Raw genomic sequence first — 17,377 nt, forward strand, 5'->3', positions numbered from 1 at the left:
TATTGACACCCGCCAAACCCCGCACAAGCGCGTAACTACGCAGCACTTCTGCGTAGTACTACGCAAATCGACGGTGGCATGCCGCCTGCGCGGCATCGGTGTTTACCCCCGGTCCTGTATGAAACTCCGCCAGAAGATCCTGTTGCTCGCGGTGGCGCCCCTTGCGGTGGCCATGCTGGGCATCGCGCTTGCCGTGCGCTACCAGGCGACCCAGCTCGCGCAGCATGAGCGCGCGCTGGTCGAAGCCGCTTACCTGCAAAGCAAGGAAATGGAGCTGCGCCACTACGTAGAACTGGCGCAGAGCGCGATCGCGCCGATGGTGCGGTCGGGCCGCACTGATCTGGCCACGCACCAGGCGGCAATGGAGGCGCTGGCCCGGCTCGACTACGGGCCGGACGGCTATTTCTTCCTGTACGACCTGCAGGGCCGCAACCTGATGCACCCGCGCCAGCCCGAGCTGGTCGGCCAGGACTTGTGGACCATGCGCGACCCGCAGGGATCGCTCACCATCCAGCAGCTGATCGCGGCGGCCAGGGGCGGAGGCGGCGCGGTGCGGTACCTGTGGAAAAAGCCGTCATCGCAGCAACTGGTACCCAAGCTCGGCTACGTGGTGTCGGTGCCCGAATGGGGCTGGATGCTCGGCACCGGCATCTACCTGGACGACGTGGAAAGCACGCTGCGCCAGCTCGATGCCCGTGCCGAGACCGATATCCGGGAGACCATGGCCTGGATCGGCGTGATCGCCGCGATCAGCATCCTGCTGGTAGCGGCCAGCGGCCTCGCGCTCAATGTCAGCGAGCATCGCGAGGCCGATGCCAAGCTGCGCCAGCTTGCGCAGCGGGTGGTGCAGTCGCAGGAGGAGGAGCGGGCACGGCTGTCGCGCGAACTGCACGACGGCATCAGCCAGTTGCTGGTGTCGGTCAAGCTGGTGCTGGAAACCGCTACCAACCGGCTGCGGCTGGCTCCGACCGAAGGCGCCGCGGTGGCGCCGGTGCTGGGCATGGCGCTGAACCGGCTCGACACGGTTTTCAATGAAGTGCGGCGGGTGGCGCGCAATTTGCGGCCGGCATTGCTGGACGACCTCGGTCTCTTTGCCGCGCTCCAGCACCTGGCGCGCGAGATGCAGGGCGGCAGCCGGCTGCAGATCTCGGTGATTCAGTCAGGTACCCCGCGCGAGTTGCCCGACGAGCAGGCCACCGCGCTGTTCCGCATCGCCCAGGAGGCGCTGACCAACGTGGAACGCCACGCAAACGCCCGGCACGTCAGCGTGTCGCTGGCATTCGACGCCGACGCCACCCGGCTCACGGTGCGCGACGACGGCGCCGGTTTCGACGTGCCGAGCATGCAGCGCGATCCCCGGCGCGGCATCGGCCTGCGCAACCTGGGCGAGCGCATCGCCGCGTTGTGCGGGCAGTTCGATATTGTTTCCGGCACCGGCGGCACCGAGCTGGTGGCGTCGCTGCCCCTGGCGAAGCCTGCGCCAAAGCCCGCAGCCGTTTCGCATGATCCTGTTTCCGCCGGACCTTCGCAGTCATGACACGTTCCCCTGAATCGAGCCACACCGGCGCACCGGCGCGCGTATTGCTGATCGACGATCACGCGCTGGTGCGCGACGGCATGCGCATGCACCTGGCGCTGCAGCCGGGGCTGCGCGTGGTCGGCGAGGCCGATGGCGGCGAGGCGGCGCTCGCGTGGCTGGACCGTGCCGGCGAGGCCGACCTGCCGGACCTGGTGATCACCGATATCGGCATGCGCGGCATGGGCGGCATTGCGCTGGCGGCCGCGCTCCATGACCGGTATCCGGAGCTGGCGGTACTGATCGTGTCGATGCACGACAACCTGGAGTATGTGCGGCAGGCAGTGCGGGCGGGGGCGCGGGGCTATGTGCTGAAGGATGCGCCGGCCGATGAGCTGATGGCGGCGATCCAGTCGGTGCTGGCGGGGCGGGTGTTCTACAGTGCCCGCATCGCGCGCGGCATGGCCGAGCAGAGCCCGGGACCGCTGGATGCGCTGACCCGGCGCGAGCGCGACATCCTGGGCTGCATCGGGCGCGGGATGGCCAACAAGGAGATTGCGGCGCAACTGGGCGTATCGGTGCGGACGGTCGAAACACACCGGCTCAACCTGAAACGCAAGCTGGGGATCGAAGGGCGCTCGGGGTTGGTGAAGTATGCGGTGGAGACGCTGGGGGATAGCGAGGGGGGCTGACAGGCCCCCAGGACGCCGAAAAGGAGTGCGGTTCTGGGTGCTCCCAGGCCGCCCGAACTCGCCTTGGCAAGGTGTTCTCCCTCTCCCCTCACGGACCTCACGGGGAGAGGGGAGCAAACCGGCAGCGGCTTAGCCCTCCAGCCGCTTGCCCAGCGCCGCGCGCGTTTCCGCCAGCGCCTGCGGCAGGCGATGATTCAGCTGCGTGAACAGCGCATCATGCAGCGCCAGTTCCTCCCGCCAGGCATCGCGATCAATCGAGGTCACCTGCGCAAATTGCGCCGGGGAGAACTCCACCCCATTCCAGTTCAGATCCTCATATCGCGGCGTCGTGCCAAACATGTGTTCGGCGCCCTGCCCCTTGCCTTCCACGCGATCGATCATCCACGACAGCACGCGCATGTTGTCGCCGAAGCCCGGCCACACGAAGTTGCCGTCGGCGTCCTTGCGGAACCAGTTGACGCAGTAGATCTTCGGCAGCTTCGCGCCCGCGACTTCCAGCTTCTGGCCCAGTGCCAGCCAGTGGCCGAAGTAGTCGCTCATGTTGTAGCCGCAGAACGGCAGCATGGCGAACGGGTCGCGGCGCACCACGCCTTGCTGGCCAGCGGCCGCGGCGGTGGTTTCCGAACCCATGGTGGCGGCCATGTACACGCCTTCGGTCCAGTTGCGGGCCTCGGTCACCAGCGGCACGGTGGTCGAGCGGCGGCCGCCGAAGATGAACGCATCAATGGGTACGCCGGCCGGGTTGTCCCAGCTCTCGTCGATCGACGGGCACTGCGACGCCGGCGCGGTGAAGCGCGAGTTCGGGTGGGCAGCCTTGGCGCCGGTCTCCCTGGCGATTTCCGGGGTCCAGTCCTTGCCCTGCCAGTCGATCAGGTGAGCCGGCGCTTCTTTGGTCATGCCTTCCCACCACACGTCGCCGTCGTCGGTCAGCGCCACGTTGGTGAAGATGACGTTCTCCTTCAGCGTCGCCATCGCGTTGTAGTTGGTCTTCTCGCTGGTGCCCGGGGCCACGCCGAAGAAGCCGGCTTCCGGGTTGATCGCGTACAGGCGGCCATCCTGGCCCGGCTTGATCCAGGCGATGTCGTCGCCGATGGTGGTGACCTTCCAGCCCTCGAAGCCCTTGGGCGGAATCAGCATGGCGAAGTTGGTCTTGCCGCAGGCCGACGGGAACGCCGCGGCCACGTGGTACTTCTTGCCCTCGGGCGAGGTTACGCCCAGGATCAGCATGTGCTCGGCGAGCCAGCCTTCATCGCGGCCCATGGTCGACGCAATGCGCAGCGCAAAACACTTTTTGCCCAGCAGCGCGTTGCCGCCGTAGCCCGAGCCGAACGACCAGATCTCGCGCGTTTCCGGGAAATGGACGATGTACTTGGTCGGGTTGCACGGCCACGGCACGTCCTTCTCGCCGGCGGCGAGCGGCTTGCCGACGGTGTGCACGCACGGCACGAACTCGCCGTCGGTGCCCAGCACGTCATACACGGCCCGGCCCATGCGCGTCATGATGCGCATATTGACCGCCACATACGGCGAATCGGACAGTTCCACGCCGATATGGGCGATCGGCGAGCCCAGCGGGCCCATCGAGAACGGCACCACGTACAGCGTGCGGCCGCGCATGCAGCCTTCGAACAGGCCATTCAGCGTCTGGCGCATCTCGGCCGGGGCGGTCCAGTTGTTGGTGGGGCCGGCGTCTTCCTGCCGTTCCGAGCAGATAAAGGTGCGGTCTTCAACGCGGGCCACGTCCGACGGATCCGACAGCGCCAGGAACGAGTTCTTGCGCTTGGCCGGGTTCAGCCGCTTCATGGTGCCGGCGGCGACCATCTGCTCGCACAGGCGGTCATATTCTTCCTGCGAGCCGTCGCACCAGTAGATATTGTCGGGCTTGGTCAGCGCGGCGATTCCGGCGACCCAGGCAACCAGCTTGGGGTGCTTGACCCAGGCCGGGGCATTCACTGGCGCCGTGCCTTGCATCGAGGGGTGGTTCATACTGCAACTCCAGGTTTGTAAAGGGAAGGAAGGGAAGGAAACCTTGCAAAGCCTGGCCGGCGGGCGGTTGGTCCGTTGCTCGCGCGGGGGACGGAATCGCGGGATCGCGGCATGGGAGATGGCCCTGTCCCGATCGTCACATCCCGTTACAACTCCGCGGCGGCCCGTGTTGTGCAAAAGGTCGCGGCGGTCCCTGCGGCTGCGCTACAGTTGCGCTTCGCCCGCGCAGGGGTATCTGCGCGCGCCGGGCGGGCTTTGTCCGGCGGCAACCGCGTGTCGGGAGCAAGGCTCGACCGACAATCCGCGGCGGCACCGGAGCGGGCAAGGATACCACTGGCGCACCCCCCTGTTTTTTGCTGCGCAACAATTGACGCCGTTGTTTCGCAAGAGATGTTCCACCTCGCGGCGGGCCGGCATGCTGGCGCCGACGCTGGGTTATCCACAATACTGTTGGGCGGCGCGCGGCTCGGTTGCCGCGCGCACCAACCGGCACAAGCGCCGGAAGACAAACCAGAGTTGCCGATGAAGATTGCCGTACTCGACGATTACCAGGACGCCGTGCGCAAGCTGCCGTGCTTCAGCCTGCTGGAGGGACACGACGTCAAGGTGTTCAACAACACCGTCAAGGGCGTGGGCCAGCTGGCAGCGCGCCTGTCGGACGTGGAAGCCGTGGTGCTGATCCGCGAACGCACCCGTATCACCCGGCAACTGCTGGAAAAACTGCCGAAACTGAAGCTGATCAGCCAGACCGGCAAGGTCGGCGCCGGTCCGGGCAGCCATATCGACCTGGATGCCGCCACCGACCGCGGCGTGGCGGTGCTGGAAGGCGTCGGCTCGCCGGTGGCGCCGGCCGAGCTGACCTGGGCGCTGATCATGGCCGCGCAGCGGCGCATTCCGCAGTACGTGGCCAGCCTCAAGCACGGCGCGTGGCAGCAATCGGGGCTGAAATCGACCACCATGCCGCCCAACTTCGGGCTGGGCCAGATGCTGCGCGGCCAGACCCTGGGCATCTGGGGCTACGGCAAGATCGGCCGCCTGCTGGCCGGCTATGGCAAGGCCTTCGGCATGCGGGTGATGGTGTGGGGCCGCGAGGCCTCGCTGGAGGCCGCGCGCGCCGACGGGCTGGACGTGGCCGCCTCCAAGGACCAGTTTTTTGCCGACAGCGACGTTTTGTCGCTGCACCTGCGGCTGAACGACGACACCCGCGGCATCGTCAAGCTGACCGACCTGACGCGGATGAAGCCCACCGCGCTGTTCGTCAACACCAGCCGCGCCGAGCTGCTGGAAGAGAACGCGCTGGTCACCGCGCTTAACCGCGGCCGCCCGGGCATGGCGGCGGTCGACGTGTTCGAATCCGAGCCGATCCTGCAGGGGCACGCGCTGCTGCGCATGGAGAACTGCATCTGCACGCCGCACCTGGGCTATGTCGAGCGCGACAGCTATGAGCTGTACTTCCGCACGGCTTTCCAGAACATCCTGGACGTGCTGGGCGGCAATCACGGCTGCATCGTCAATCCCAAGGCGTTGACACCGGCGCTGTCGCGCTGAGGCGTTACGGTAGCTGCCGGGGCGGGTCGGCGCTGGCATTCCGCCTCGCGTCACTTCGTAGAGGCTCCCCCACCCCTCTCCCACTTCGCGGGAGCGAGCGCGGCAGAGGGGAGCCTGGTTCACATGGCGTGGGCTATGGCCAGGGCGGATTGCGCTGTCAACGCGAATCCGCCAATCCCGCTACACTCGGGACTTCCCTAACCGCCGGCCGCAACGGCCATGGCGGCAGCCCCGACAACAACAAGCGCCCGCGCGCACCCCCTCTTCCCAAGGCCGGCATGGATCCCAGGCTCGTGACGCTCTGCGTCGGCAATTTCGTCATCGGCACCGGCGCGATGATCGTGACCGGCATGTTGAACGATATTGCCGGGGATTTCGGGCTGGGCGCGGCCAGTGCCGGGCAGCTGATTTCAGTATTCGCGCTGGCCACCTGCGTGGGCGCGCCGCTGTTTGCCACGCTGGGTTCGCGCATCGACCGCCGCTTGCTGCTGGCGGGGTCGCTGCTGGTCTATGCGGTGATGCACCTGGCGGCCGCCTTTGCGCCCAGCTTCGCGGCGCTGATGGTGATCCGCTTCCTGACGGCGATCGGCGCCGCCATCTACACACCGCAGACCGCGGCGACGCTGCCGCTGCTGGTCAATGCGCAGACGCGCGGCCGTGCCATCAGCTTTGTCTTCCTGGGCTGGAGCGTCGCCAGCGTGGTGGGCGTGCCACTGGGCACCTGGATCTCGACCACGCTGGGCTGGCGCGTCAGCATGGGCCTGGTGGGCGCACTGGCGCTGCTGGTGTCGGCGGCGGTCTGGCGGGCGCTGCCGCGCGGGCTGTACGTGGAGCCGGTGGGGCGCGAGGCCTGGGCCGCGGTGCTGCGCCACAAGCCGGTCATGCTGGTGGTGCTGACCACCATGGTGTCGTCGGCCGGCATGTTCACCATGTTTACCTATGTCGCGCCGCTGATGCGCGATGTCTACGGCATCAGCGGCGGCGCGCTCAGCCTGATGTTCCTGGCCTATGGCGCCTGCGGCGTGTTCGGCAATGCGCTGGCGGCGTCGCGCATGGATCGCGTCACCCCGAGCCGGATCGTGCAGGTGGCCCTGCTGACCTCGGTGACCGCCATGGTGCTGTGGCCGCTGGCGGGCCTGGGCGGCGTGGCGCTGGTGCTGCTGTTCATGCTGTGGGGGCTGGGCGGGTTTGCCACCAACAGCGCGCAGCAGGCGCGGCTGGTCTTGCTGGCGCCGGAGCGCGCCTCGGCCTCGATCTCGCTGAACTCTTCGTCGATCTACCTCGGGCAGGCTGCAGGCGCGATGGCCGGCGCCGGCATCTATACCCTGGCCGGGGTCGATTCGCTGCACTGGGGCGCCGCGGCGCTGATGCTGGCGGCGCTGGCGGTGTCGCAGCGCGCCCGTTCGCTGGGCTGCCAGTGGCAGCGCCCGCAGGCTCCGCAGCAGGCTCCCAACGCCGGCTGAAACCAAGGCCCGGGGGCGTCCTGTCCCCGGGAGCGACCTGCCTCGCCGTGCACGCGGCGTCTTGTGAGGCACCGCACGAAGCACTTGTCCACAGTGTTATCCGCCCCCTTATCCTCAGGGATATCCGCAGCTTATCCACATCTCTTTCCACAACCACAAGCGGGGGCGCACGTGAGCGATTCCGGACGCTGGCAAGGCAATGCACGCGTGCTGGCCGTGAGCCTTGGCAAGGCGATCCCGCTGGTCGTGGCCGGCGCAGGCACCGAGGCGGTGGTGCTGTCCGGCATCCGCAAGCATCCCGTCAGCACCCTGCTGCACCCGCTCTCGGTGCAGGTGCGGCCGCTGGGCATGGCCGGCGACGAGCAGGCCGACCTGACCGTCCACGGCGGCCGGGACAAGGCGGTCTACGCCTATCCGTCCGAGCACTACCCCTGGTGGAATGCGCGCCGGCGCGCTTGCGGGCAACCCGAATCGGCACAGCCGCTGCCGTTCGGCGCTCTGGGCGAGAACCTGAGCCTGGAAGGCCTGCTGGAGTCCGACCTGTGGATCGGCGACCTGGTGCGCGCCGGGACGGCGCTGCTGCGGGTGGAGGCGCCGCGCCGGCCCTGCTACAAGTTCAATGCCGCGCTCGGCTACCGCCACGCGGTGCGCGACATGGTGCAGAGCGGGTATTCGGGCGTCTACCTGAGCGTGCTGGTGACCGGCCAGGTTCGCGCCGGCGACGCCATCATTGTGCAGCCGGGGCCACGCGAACTGTCGATCGACAGCGTCAACCAGTGGCGTCGTGACAGCCGGCGGCAGCTTTTCTGATAATGTTTGTCTAACGATACAAGCGCCTCGCCAACTTCATTTCCGGTTTCCTCCGTGGTCCGGAGGGCGCTTGCCGGCGCCCGTCTTCCCGATACCGCCTTACACCCCTGTAACGGACTGTAATACGCGACGCTGGCTCCGGCCGGCGAAGCGCGGTACTAGTAGAGTCTTTGCGCAGCACGCGCCGGCGACATTCGATCACAACAAGCCGGCGCGGATCACGGGGAGTAGCGCAAGACGCGGTGCAGAGGGTCCACACAACATGAAAACTGACAGGATCGACCAGCCCAAGGGGTTCGTCGACAGCAACTGGAGTGCGGCCGCGGGAACCGGGCGCGGCCGGGTTTCGCCGTGGGTACTGGTCTTGGCAGTGCTGGTGCTGGGCGGGCTGGGCTGGTTTGCCTGGCGCACGTGGCTGGCGCCCAAGCCGGCGCCCAAGCCGCCCGCCGCGGCGGTGGTCACCACCGCGCTGGTGCAGCAGGGTGACGTGCCGCTGCAGGTCACGGCCAACGGCAATGTCACCGCGCTGTCCACGGTCGAGGTGCGGCCGCAGGTGTCCAGCACGGTGCGCACGGTCCATATCAAGGAAGGCCAGACGGTCAAGCCGGGCGACCTGCTGTTCTCGCTCGACACGCGCATGGACGAGGCCAACCTGGCCAAGGCCCAGGCGCAGCTGCTGAAGGACCAGGCCGACCTGGCCGACGCCCGCCGCACGCTGGCGCGCAGCAAGGAACTGCTCGAGCGCAACTTCATTTCCAGGAGCGCAGTCGATACCGCGCAGGCCAGGGTCGATGGCTCCGAAGCCACCGTGCGCGCCGACCAGGCCGCCATCGAGGCCAGCCGCGTGGCGATCAGCTATGGCTCGATCCGCGCCACCATCAGTGGCCGCACCGGCGTGATCAACGCCTTCCCGGGCTCGCTGGTGCTGCCTACCGGCGCCGTGCCGATGGTCACCATCGCACAGGTGCAGCCGATCGCAGTGACCTTCAGCCTGCCCGAGCGCCAGCTGGCGGCGCTGCGCGAGGCGCTGCAGGCCGGCCCGGTACAGGTCATCGCCCAGCCCAACGACGGCAGCAAGACCCCGGTGACCGGCAAGATCACCTTCGTGGACAACACGGTCGATCCGCAGTACGGCACCATTCGCGTCAAGGCCCAGTTCGGCAACGAAGAGCAGCGGCTGTGGCCGGGCACCTACGCCAACGTCAGCGCGGTGGTGCAGACGCTCAAGGGCGCGCTGTCGGTGCCGCCGCAGGCGGTGGTGACCGGCCCCGAAGGCCGCTTTGTCTACGTGGTGCAGCCCGACAGCAAGGTCGCGCGCGTGCCGGTGCAGGTGATCACCACCACCGCCGCCGCGGCCGTGGTGGAAGGCGTGCAGCCCGGCGCGCGCGTGGTGGTGGAAGGCACGCAGAACCTGCGCCCGGGCGCGCTGGTGCGCGAGGCGCCGGCCGGCGCCGCCTCCGGTGCGGCCGCCGCGCGGCCAGCCAGTGCCGCGAACGTTGCCGCCAATGCCGCCAATGCCGCCGCGGGGCACTGAGCCATGACGCTGTCCGAACTCTGCATCCGCCGTCCGGTGATGACGGTGCTGCTGTGCCTGGCCGTGATCGTCACCGGCATCGTGCTGTACCCGACCATCCCGATCGCCGCGCTACCCAGCTTCAACTCGCCGGTGATCCAGGTCACCGCGACGCTGCCGGGCGCGAGCCCGGAAACCATGGCGGCTTCGGTGGCGACGCAGCTGGAAAAGCAGTTCGCCACCATCCCCGGTGTGTCGGTGATCAGCTCGTCGAACACGCTCGGCAACTCCAGCATCACCATCGAATTCAACAGCGACCGCGATATCGACGACGCGGCCGTGGACGTGCAGGCGGCCCTGTTCCGCGCGCAGCGTTCGCTGCCGATCGAGATGACGACGCCGCCGTCGTACCGCAAGGTCAACCCGGCCGACGCGCCGGTGCTGCTGCTGGCGATCAACTCGCCGGCGATGAGCCTGGCGGACCTGAATGCCTTCGGCGACAACCTGATCTCGCCCACGCTGGCCACGCTGCCGGGCGTGGCGCAGGTGCAGATCTTCGGGCAGAAGCGCTTTGCCGTGCGCGTGCGCGCGCACCCGGATGCGCTGGCAGCGCGCGGCCTGACGCTGGACGAGCTGGCCACCGCGCTGAACCGCGCCAACGCCAACACCCCCGTGGGCACGCTCGACAGCGCGCGCCAGACGCTGACTATCCAGGCCAACCGGCAGATGACCAATGCGGATGCCTTCCGCAACATCATCGTCGCCAGCCAGCCCAACGGCGCGCTGGTGCGGCTGTCCGACGTGGCCGAGGTCGAGGACAGCGTCGAGACCATCAAGACCGGCAGCTGGCTTAACAACGAGCGCTCGATCGTGCTGGCCGTGCTGCGCCAGCCCGACGCCAACACCGTGGCGGTGGTCGATGCGATCCAGGCCGCCCTGCCCCGCCTGATCGGGCAGATGCCGGGCTCGGTCAACGTGGCGGTGGTCAACGACCGCTCGCGCTCGATCCGCGAATCGATCCACGACGTGCAGTTCACGCTGGCGCTGACGGTGGCGCTGGTGGTGATGGTGATCTTCCTGTTCCTGCGCCGCGCCGCCGCCACGCTGATCCCCACCGTGTCGCTGCCGATCTCGCTGATCGGCACGGTGGCGCTGATGAAGGCGTTCGGCTACAGCCTGGACAACGTCTCGCTGCTGGCCATCACGCTGGCGGTGGGGCTGGTGGTGGACGATGCCATCGTCATGCTCGAGAACATCGTGCGCCATATCGAGGAAGGCGTGCCGCCGCTGAAGGCCGCGCTGGTGGGCTCGCGCGAGATGGGCTTCACCATCCTGTCGATCTCGATCTCGCTGGTGGCGGTGTTTATCCCGATCTTCTTCATGCCCGGCGTGATCGGGCTGCTGTTCCACGAGTTCGCCGCGGTGGTGTCGCTGTCGATCCTGGTGTCGGCAGCGGTGTCGCTGACGCTGATCCCGATGCTGTGCGCGCGTTTCCTGTCGGCCGAAAACGTGCCGGTCGACGAGTCGCACCACGCTTACGGCGACCACGCGTTGGCGCAGCCTGCCGTGCCACAGAGGCAGACCATCGGCATGCGCTCCACGCAGTGGTTCGAGAACCTGTTCGAGTTCACGCTGCACCGTTATGCGCGCGGACTGGACTGGTGCCTGGCGCACCGGCGCACGGTGCTGGTGGCGGCGGGTCTGACCTTCGTGCTGACCGCGGTGCTGTTCGTCACGATCCCCAAGGGCTTCTTCCCGGAGGAAGACATCGGCCAGATCCGCGTCAATGCCGAAGGGCCGCAGGACATTTCCTTTGATGCCATGTCCGAGCGCCTGCGCGATGCGGCCGAGCGCATGCGCGCCAACCCCGCGGTCAAGAGCATCGTGGTGGCGATCGGCGGCGGCCCGTCGCCGGCCATCAACACCGGGCGCATGTTCGTCGAGCTCAAGCCGCGCGGCGAGCGCAACGCGATGCCCAAGGTGATCGAGTCGCTGCGCCGCGACGTGGCCGGCGTGCCCGGGCTGGCGGTGTATTTCGCGCCGGTGCAGAACCTGCAGCTCGGCGGGCGCCAGAGCAAGAGCCGCTACCAGTACACGCTGCAAAGCGTGAAGGCCGGCCAGCTGCAGGACTACTCCGACAAGCTGATGGCGAAGATGCGCGCCGACAGCCTGTTCCGCGATGTCACCAGCGACTCGCAGCAGTCGGGCCTGGAGGCGCACCTGTCGATCGACCGCGACAAGGCCAACGCGCTCGGCGTGCAGATGCAGGACGTGCGCACCGCGCTGTATTCGGCGTTCGGCGAGCGGCAGGTGTCGACCATCTACACGCCGATCGACAACTACTACGTAATCCTGCAGGCGGCCGACCTCGACCGCGTCGACGAGACCGCGTTCGCCAAGCTCTACGTGCGCAGCAAGACCGGCCAGATGGTGCCGCTGTCGGCGTTCGCCACCACCGAGCGCCGCGTCGGCCCGATCGCGGTCAACCACCAGGGGCAGCTGCCGTCGGTGACGGTGTCGTTCAACCTTGCGCCGGGCGCGGCGCTGGGCGACGCGTCGGCGCGCATCGACCGCTACAAGCAGGAGATCGCGATGCCGACGTCCATCTTCACCAGCTGGGGCGGCGACGCGGCGGTGTTCCAGTCATCGCAGGCCACGCAGATCGTGCTGCTGGTGGCGGCCATCGCGGTGATCTACACGCTGCTGGGCGTGCTGTACGAGAGCTACATCCACCCGCTGACCATCCTGGCGGGACTGCCGTCGGCTGCGGTCGGCGCGCTGCTGACGCTCTTTGTCTTCAATATCGAGCTGTCGCTGATCGCGGTCATCGGCGTGCTGATGCTGATCGGCATCGTCAAGAAGAACGCGATCATGATGATCGACTTCGCGCTGGCGGCGCAGCGCGAGCAAGGCATGACGCCGGCCAGGGCAATCCGGCAGGCATGCCTGCTGCGCTTCCGTCCGATCATGATGACTACCTTCGCCGCGGTGATGGGCGCGCTGCCGCTGGCGCTGGGCCTCGGCGCCGGCGCCGAGTTGCGCCAGCCGCTGGGCCTGGCGGTGGTCGGCGGGCTGCTGTTCTCGCAGGTGATTACGCTGTTCATCACGCCGGTGATCTACCTGGCGCTGGACAGGTTCTCGGGCACGGGGCCGCTGCAGATCGACTCGGAAGGCAACAAGCTGCCGGAGAAGGTGCCTGGGGAGACGGTGCGGCAGCACTGAGGGCGCTAGCCGGATCCATGCTAACGAACGAAACAAGAAAAAAAGGAAGCCGCGTGATGTCATTCCGCTTGCGCGTTCCGACCATGCTGGCCGCAGCTGCCGCCTTGCTGACCGCAGGCTGTGCTGCCTCGGGCCCCTCGCCGGCTGCCGTCAGCGCCGGCTTTGCCGGCAAGCCCTACGTGCTGCTGGGCGAGGTCCATGACAATGCCGCCGGACAGCAGCAGCGGCTGGCCGCGCTGACGCGCGCGGTCGAGCAGGGCTGGCGTCCGGCCATCGCCATGGAGCAGTTCGACCGCGAACGGCAGCCCGATATCGACCGTGCCCGCAAGGAGCGGCCCAAGGATGCCGACTACCTGATCGCGCAGGCCGGCGGTGGTGCCTGGCAGTGGCCGCTGTACCGGCCGGTGGTGGCGCTGGCGCTGCAGTACGACCTGCCGCTGGTCGCGGCTAACCTGTCGCGCGCGGATGCGGGGAAGATCGTGCGCGGTGGGCTGGACGGGCTGTTCCCGGCGCACGAGCGGGAGAAGCTTGGCCTGACGGGAGAGTTGCCGCCTGACCTGGTGGCGGCGCAGACCGCTGTGCTTGACCGCGGGCACTGCGGCAATTTCCCCAAGGCAATGCTGCCCGGCATGCTGGCGGCACAGGCGGCGCGCGACGCGGTGATGGCGCGGGCGCTGCGGCCTTACGCGCAGCGCGGCGCGGTGCTGATTGCGGGCAACGGGCATGTGCGGCGCGACGTGGGGGTGCCGCGCTGGCTTACTGGCGAGGCCGGCAAGGTTGTCAGCGTGGGCTACGTGGAGAGCGCGGCGGCGGACGGCGAGTTCGACCTGGCGGTGGTGGTGCCGGCGGTGGCGCGCAAGGATCCTTGCTTGCAGGCGGTGCCTGCAGGGTGAGCGCTATTGAGCTATTGCAGGGCTGCAGTCCCCGGATGCGCGGGCCCTCTCCCGCCCGTCCACATGCCAATCCCCCGCCATCCACGTAAACCCCAACCCCTTCCCACCACTTTTGACAGCCTTTTGACAGTTTCCCCCGCCTAGAATCCGCCCCATGACCGCTAACCCCGGTCTGATGTTCACCAATAATCCAAGAACAGTCCCGGCCACGCCCCGCTGCGCCCGGACAGGAGACAAGCCCGGCAGCGCCCTGTGCGCCGCCGGCAAGCCGTGTCCCAGTCCCCAGCAACGCTCAGGCTGCCGCCGGAACCCCCGGGTCGGATCGCGGCCAGCCAGTGACTGGCAAGCGATCACCGGTACAACCAAGGAGACCGCTATGCGCCGTTCGATTTCCCGTTTCGCCCATGCCGCGCTGGCATCGGCCGCCGTTGCCGCCACCGTCGTTGCCGCGCCCGCCTACGCGCTGGACAGCGTCAAGGTCATGATCGGCGCCAACCCCGGCGGCGGCTATGACCAGACCGGCCGCTCGCTGGGCGCCGCGATGATCGCAGCCGGCCAGGCCAAGACCGCTTCGTACGACAACAAGGGCGGCGCCGGCGGCACCATCGCGCTGACGCAGTTCGTCAACACCGACAAGGGCAACCCCAACGCGCTGATGGTGGTGGGTGCGGTGATGGTCGGCGCGATCGAGACCAACAAGCCGCCGGTCACGCTGAAGAACGCCACGCCGATCGCGCGCCTGTTCGCCGACACCATGGTCATCACCGTGCCGGCCAGCTCGCCGATCAAGTCGATCAAGGACCTGACCACGCAGCTCAAGGCCAACCCGGGCAGCGTCAGCTGGGGCGGCGGCTCCAAGGGTTCGATCGACCATATCCTGGCCGGCCTGGTCGCCAAGGAGAGCGGTGTCGATCCCAAGAAGATCAACTACGTGCCGTTCCAGGGCGGCGGCGAAGCCTCGGCCTCTATCATGGGCGGCCACGTGACGGTGGGCATCGCCGGCGTGTCGGAATTCCTGCCCTTCATCAAGAGCGGCAAGATGCGCGCGCTGGCCGTGACCTCCAAGGACCGCACCGCCGACATCCCGACGCTGAAGGAGCAGGGCGTCAACGTCGAGATCTACAACTGGCGCGGCGTGTATGGCGCGCCCGGCACCACGCCCGAGCAGCGCAAGGCCATGATCGATGCGGTGGTCAAGGCCACCGAGAGCAAGGCCTGGAAGGACACGCTGCAGAAGAACGACTGGACCCCGTTCCTGCTGACCGGCGATGAGTTCGGCAAGTTTGTCGACAGCGAATCGACCCGCCTGGGCGGCACGCTGCGCGAGCTGGGCGTCGCCAAGTAAAGCCCGCTGCCGCGCCAAGCCGGCGCGGCCTGTGAACCCCCCCCCCCCGTTACCGCATCAGAAAACCGCATCAAACCGCTTTACCTGTCGTGCCTGCCAACACCGCCGGCGATCCCGGCGGCAGGAAAACGGCATGGGGCCCGGTGTCCACCTGCGATACCGAAGACAACAACCATATGTCGCCGGGCCTCATTGCCGCGCGGGCCGCAAGCTTAGCTAAGCCAGCGTCGCGGACGCCAGCCCCCTTGCTGGCGACAAAGGCCAAGGAGTCTCCATGAAACCCTCGCACGTTGCCATCGGCGTTGCCGTCCTGGCGCTTTCGCTGTTTTTCTTTCTCGGCCTGTCGGGCATTACCGGCGAAGAGGGCTATGCCGGCCTGTCGCCGCGCTTCGTGCCCACGCTGGTGGCCGTCGGGCTGGCGGTGTGCGGCGCGCTGCTGACGTGGCAGGGCGTGCGCGGCGGCTTCCACAACATGCCGGAGGAAGATGCCGAACTGCCCAGCGCGCCGCACAACTTCAAGGGCTTCCTGTGGGTGGCCGCCGGCCTGGTGCTGAACATGGCGCTGATCGGCACGCTCGGCTTCGTGTTTTCTTCCACGCTGCTGATGATGTGCGTGGCGCGCGGCTACGGCAGCCGCCGCATCGTGCGCGACCTGATCGTGGGCCTGTGCATCACGGTGCCGATGTGGGCGCTGTTTGAATTCCTGCTCGGCATCAACCTGCCGCTGCTCCCCATCGCCGGCTTCTGAGCCCGCCCGTCCAGCAAGGAGTCTTCGAATGGAAACGCTGAACATGCTGATGCACGGCTTTGCCGTCGCGATCACGCCGATCAACCTGATGTGGGCGCTGGTGGGCTGCTTCCTGGGCACCGCCATCGGCGTGCTGCCGGGCATCGGCCCCGCGCTGACGGTGGCGATGCTGCTGCCGCTGACCGCCAAGGTCGAACCCACCGCCGCGCTGATCATGTTCGCCGGCATCTACTACGGCGCGATGTACGGCGGCTCGACCACGTCGATCCTGATGAACACGCCGGGCGAATCGTCCACCATGGTCACGGCCATGGAAGGCAACCTGATGGCCAAGAACGGCCGCGCCGGCCCGGCGCTGGCGACCGCGGCGATCGGCTCGTTCGTGGCCGGCACCATCGCCACCGTGATGCTGTCGCTGTTCGCGCCGGTGGCGGCCGACGTGGCGCTGCAGTTCGGCCCGGGCGAGTACTTCATGATCATGCTGCTGGCCTTCACCACGGTTTCCGCGGTGCTGGGCTCGTCGCTGCTGCGCGGCATGACGGCGCTGTTCCTGGGCCTGGGCATCGGGCTGATCGGCATGGATTCGCTGTCGGGCCAGACCCGCTACTCGATGAACGTGCAGGAGCTGTATGACGGCATCGACATCGTGGTGGTGGCCGTCGGCCTGTTCGCCGTGGGCGAGGCCCTGTTCAATGCGTTCTTCCCGCAGCCGGACGGCACCTTCAACAAACTCAGCTCGGTCCACATGAACAAGTCGGACTGGAAGCGTTCGCTGCCGGCGTGGATCCGCGGCACGTTTATCGGCTTCCCGTTCGGCCTGATCCCCGCGGGCGGCGCCGAGATCCCGACCTTTCTGTCGTATGCGACCGAGAAGAAGCTGTCGGACCACAAGGAAGAGTTCGGCAAGGTCGGTGCGATCGAAGGCGTGGCCGGCCCGGAAGCGGCCAACAACTCGGCCGTGACCGCGACGCTGGCCCCGCTGCTGACGCTGGGCATCCCCACCTCGAACACCACCGCGATCCTGCTGGCCGCATTCCAGAACTACAACCTGCAGCCGGGCCCGATGCTGTTCCAGACCTCGGGCGACCTGGTGTGGGGCCTGCTGGCGTCGCTGTATATCGGCAACGTCATGCTGCTGGTGCTGAACCTGCCGGCGATCGGCCTGTGGGTGCGCATGCTGCGCGTGCCGACGCCGCTGCTGTACGGCGGCATCCTGATCTTCGCGGGCCTGGGTGCGTACGGCATCCGCCAGTCGTGGTTCGACCTGCTGTTGCTGTTCGTGGTCGGCCTGCTCGGCATGGTGATGCGCCGCTTCGACTTCCCGACCGCGCCGGTGATCGTCGGCATGATCCTGGGACCGATGGCGGAGAAGCAGCTGCGCAATGCGCTGTCGATCGGCCAGGGCGACTGGAGCCTGTTCGTGCGCCAGCCGATCTCGGCCACCATCCTGGCGCTGACCGTGGCGGTGGTGGTGATCCCGCGCCTGCTGCGCTGGCATGCCGCGCGCGGCTCGGCGCATGCGCAGGCTGACAACGCGGCGTGATGCGCGTTAGCATGCGGTAGTTTCCGGGGCCCGGCGCCATGGCGTGCGGGCCCTTTGCATTTCCATCCCCTTAAAACAACAAGCGCCGGCGCCTGCGC

General features: G+C 67.9%; 12 protein-coding genes. 11 read left to right on the forward strand and 1 reads right to left on the reverse strand.

Features of this window, described 5'->3' with window-relative positions; translation table 11 throughout:
* Positions 1-118: 118 nt before the first annotated feature.
* Both AC5WJ1_RS16915 and AC5WJ1_RS16920 read left to right on the forward strand, forming a co-directional pair.
* Positions 119-1,537 (forward strand): cache domain-containing protein, encoded by a 1,419-nt coding sequence (locus AC5WJ1_RS16915; protein ID WP_434033289.1) that lies wholly within the window; start codon positions 119-121, stop codon positions 1,535-1,537.
* A complete protein-coding gene (locus tag AC5WJ1_RS16920) occupies positions 1,534-2,208 on the forward strand; it encodes a response regulator (RefSeq protein ID WP_135706170.1) in 675 nt (224 codons plus the stop codon). Before AC5WJ1_RS16915 ends, AC5WJ1_RS16920 begins: the two co-directional genes overlap by 4 nt.
* Positions 2,209-2,337: 129 nt before the next feature.
* Here AC5WJ1_RS16920 and AC5WJ1_RS16925 read toward each other — a convergent pair whose 3' ends face one another.
* Positions 2,338-4,194, reverse strand: coding sequence for a phosphoenolpyruvate carboxykinase (GTP) (locus AC5WJ1_RS16925; RefSeq protein WP_135706171.1), 1,857 nt, complete (start codon positions 4,192-4,194; stop codon positions 2,338-2,340).
* A 522-nt stretch (positions 4,195-4,716) separates the two neighbouring features.
* Between AC5WJ1_RS16925 and AC5WJ1_RS16930 the strand changes: the two genes are divergently transcribed.
* From AC5WJ1_RS16930 to AC5WJ1_RS16970, 9 genes are all read left to right on the forward strand, one after another.
* Entirely contained in the window at positions 4,717-5,742 is a 1,026-nt protein-coding gene (locus AC5WJ1_RS16930; protein ID WP_135706172.1) for a D-2-hydroxyacid dehydrogenase family protein, read from the forward strand.
* A 278-nt stretch (positions 5,743-6,020) separates the two neighbouring features.
* Entirely contained in the window at positions 6,021-7,205 is a 1,185-nt protein-coding gene (locus AC5WJ1_RS16935; protein WP_133096607.1) for an MFS transporter, read from the forward strand.
* A gap of 171 nt (positions 7,206-7,376) precedes the next feature.
* The gene (locus tag AC5WJ1_RS16940) at positions 7,377-8,015 is read left to right on the forward strand and encodes an MOSC domain-containing protein (protein ID WP_135706173.1); all 639 of its coding nucleotides are present in this window, start codon (positions 7,377-7,379) and stop codon (positions 8,013-8,015) included.
* 262 nt (positions 8,016-8,277) lie between these two features.
* Entirely contained in the window at positions 8,278-9,549 is a 1,272-nt protein-coding gene (locus AC5WJ1_RS16945) for an efflux RND transporter periplasmic adaptor subunit (protein WP_195427713.1), read from the forward strand.
* Between the two features lie 3 nt (positions 9,550-9,552).
* Complete coding sequence (locus tag AC5WJ1_RS16950) at positions 9,553-12,750, forward strand: efflux RND transporter permease subunit (RefSeq protein ID WP_133096610.1); 3,198 nt, start codon at positions 9,553-9,555, stop codon at positions 12,748-12,750.
* Positions 12,751-12,806: 56 nt separating this feature from the next.
* On the forward strand, positions 12,807-13,643 hold the full coding sequence (locus tag AC5WJ1_RS16955; protein ID WP_434033285.1) for a ChaN family lipoprotein: 837 nt from the start codon (positions 12,807-12,809) through the stop codon (positions 13,641-13,643).
* A 376-nt stretch (positions 13,644-14,019) separates the two neighbouring features.
* Complete coding sequence (locus AC5WJ1_RS16960) at positions 14,020-14,988, forward strand: Bug family tripartite tricarboxylate transporter substrate binding protein (RefSeq protein ID WP_029046453.1); 969 nt, start codon at positions 14,020-14,022, stop codon at positions 14,986-14,988.
* 274 nt (positions 14,989-15,262) lie between these two features.
* On the forward strand, positions 15,263-15,736 hold the full coding sequence (locus tag AC5WJ1_RS16965) for a tripartite tricarboxylate transporter TctB family protein (protein ID WP_135706177.1): 474 nt from the start codon (positions 15,263-15,265) through the stop codon (positions 15,734-15,736).
* Between the two features lie 28 nt (positions 15,737-15,764).
* On the forward strand, positions 15,765-17,279 hold the full coding sequence (locus AC5WJ1_RS16970; protein WP_133096613.1) for a tripartite tricarboxylate transporter permease: 1,515 nt from the start codon (positions 15,765-15,767) through the stop codon (positions 17,277-17,279).
* The last annotated feature ends 98 nt before the right edge of the window (positions 17,280-17,377 follow it).

Source organism: Cupriavidus sp. MEYA8 (assembly GCF_059278825.1).

Excerpts from the sequence above, each read along its gene's own strand:
- AC5WJ1_RS16950 (WP_133096610.1), top strand. The coding sequence starts at position 9,553 with ATGACGCTGTCCGAACTCTGCATCCGCCGTCCGGTGATGACGGTGCTG.
- AC5WJ1_RS16935 (WP_133096607.1), top strand. The coding sequence starts at position 6,021 with ATGGATCCCAGGCTCGTGACGCTCTGCGTCGGCAATTTCGTCATCGGC.
- AC5WJ1_RS16925 (WP_135706171.1), bottom strand. The coding sequence starts at position 4,194 with ATGAACCACCCCTCGATGCAAGGCACGGCGCCAGTGAATGCCCCGGCC.
- AC5WJ1_RS16915 (WP_434033289.1), top strand. The coding sequence starts at position 119 with ATGAAACTCCGCCAGAAGATCCTGTTGCTCGCGGTGGCGCCCCTTGCG.
- AC5WJ1_RS16970 (WP_133096613.1), top strand. The coding sequence starts at position 15,765 with ATGGAAACGCTGAACATGCTGATGCACGGCTTTGCCGTCGCGATCACG.
- AC5WJ1_RS16920 (WP_135706170.1), top strand. The coding sequence starts at position 1,534 with ATGACACGTTCCCCTGAATCGAGCCACACCGGCGCACCGGCGCGCGTA.
- AC5WJ1_RS16960 (WP_029046453.1), top strand. The coding sequence starts at position 14,020 with ATGCGCCGTTCGATTTCCCGTTTCGCCCATGCCGCGCTGGCATCGGCC.
- AC5WJ1_RS16930 (WP_135706172.1), top strand. The coding sequence starts at position 4,717 with ATGAAGATTGCCGTACTCGACGATTACCAGGACGCCGTGCGCAAGCTG.
- AC5WJ1_RS16955 (WP_434033285.1), top strand. The coding sequence starts at position 12,807 with ATGTCATTCCGCTTGCGCGTTCCGACCATGCTGGCCGCAGCTGCCGCC.
- AC5WJ1_RS16965 (WP_135706177.1), top strand. The coding sequence starts at position 15,263 with ATGAAACCCTCGCACGTTGCCATCGGCGTTGCCGTCCTGGCGCTTTCG.
- AC5WJ1_RS16945 (WP_195427713.1), top strand. The coding sequence starts at position 8,278 with ATGAAAACTGACAGGATCGACCAGCCCAAGGGGTTCGTCGACAGCAAC.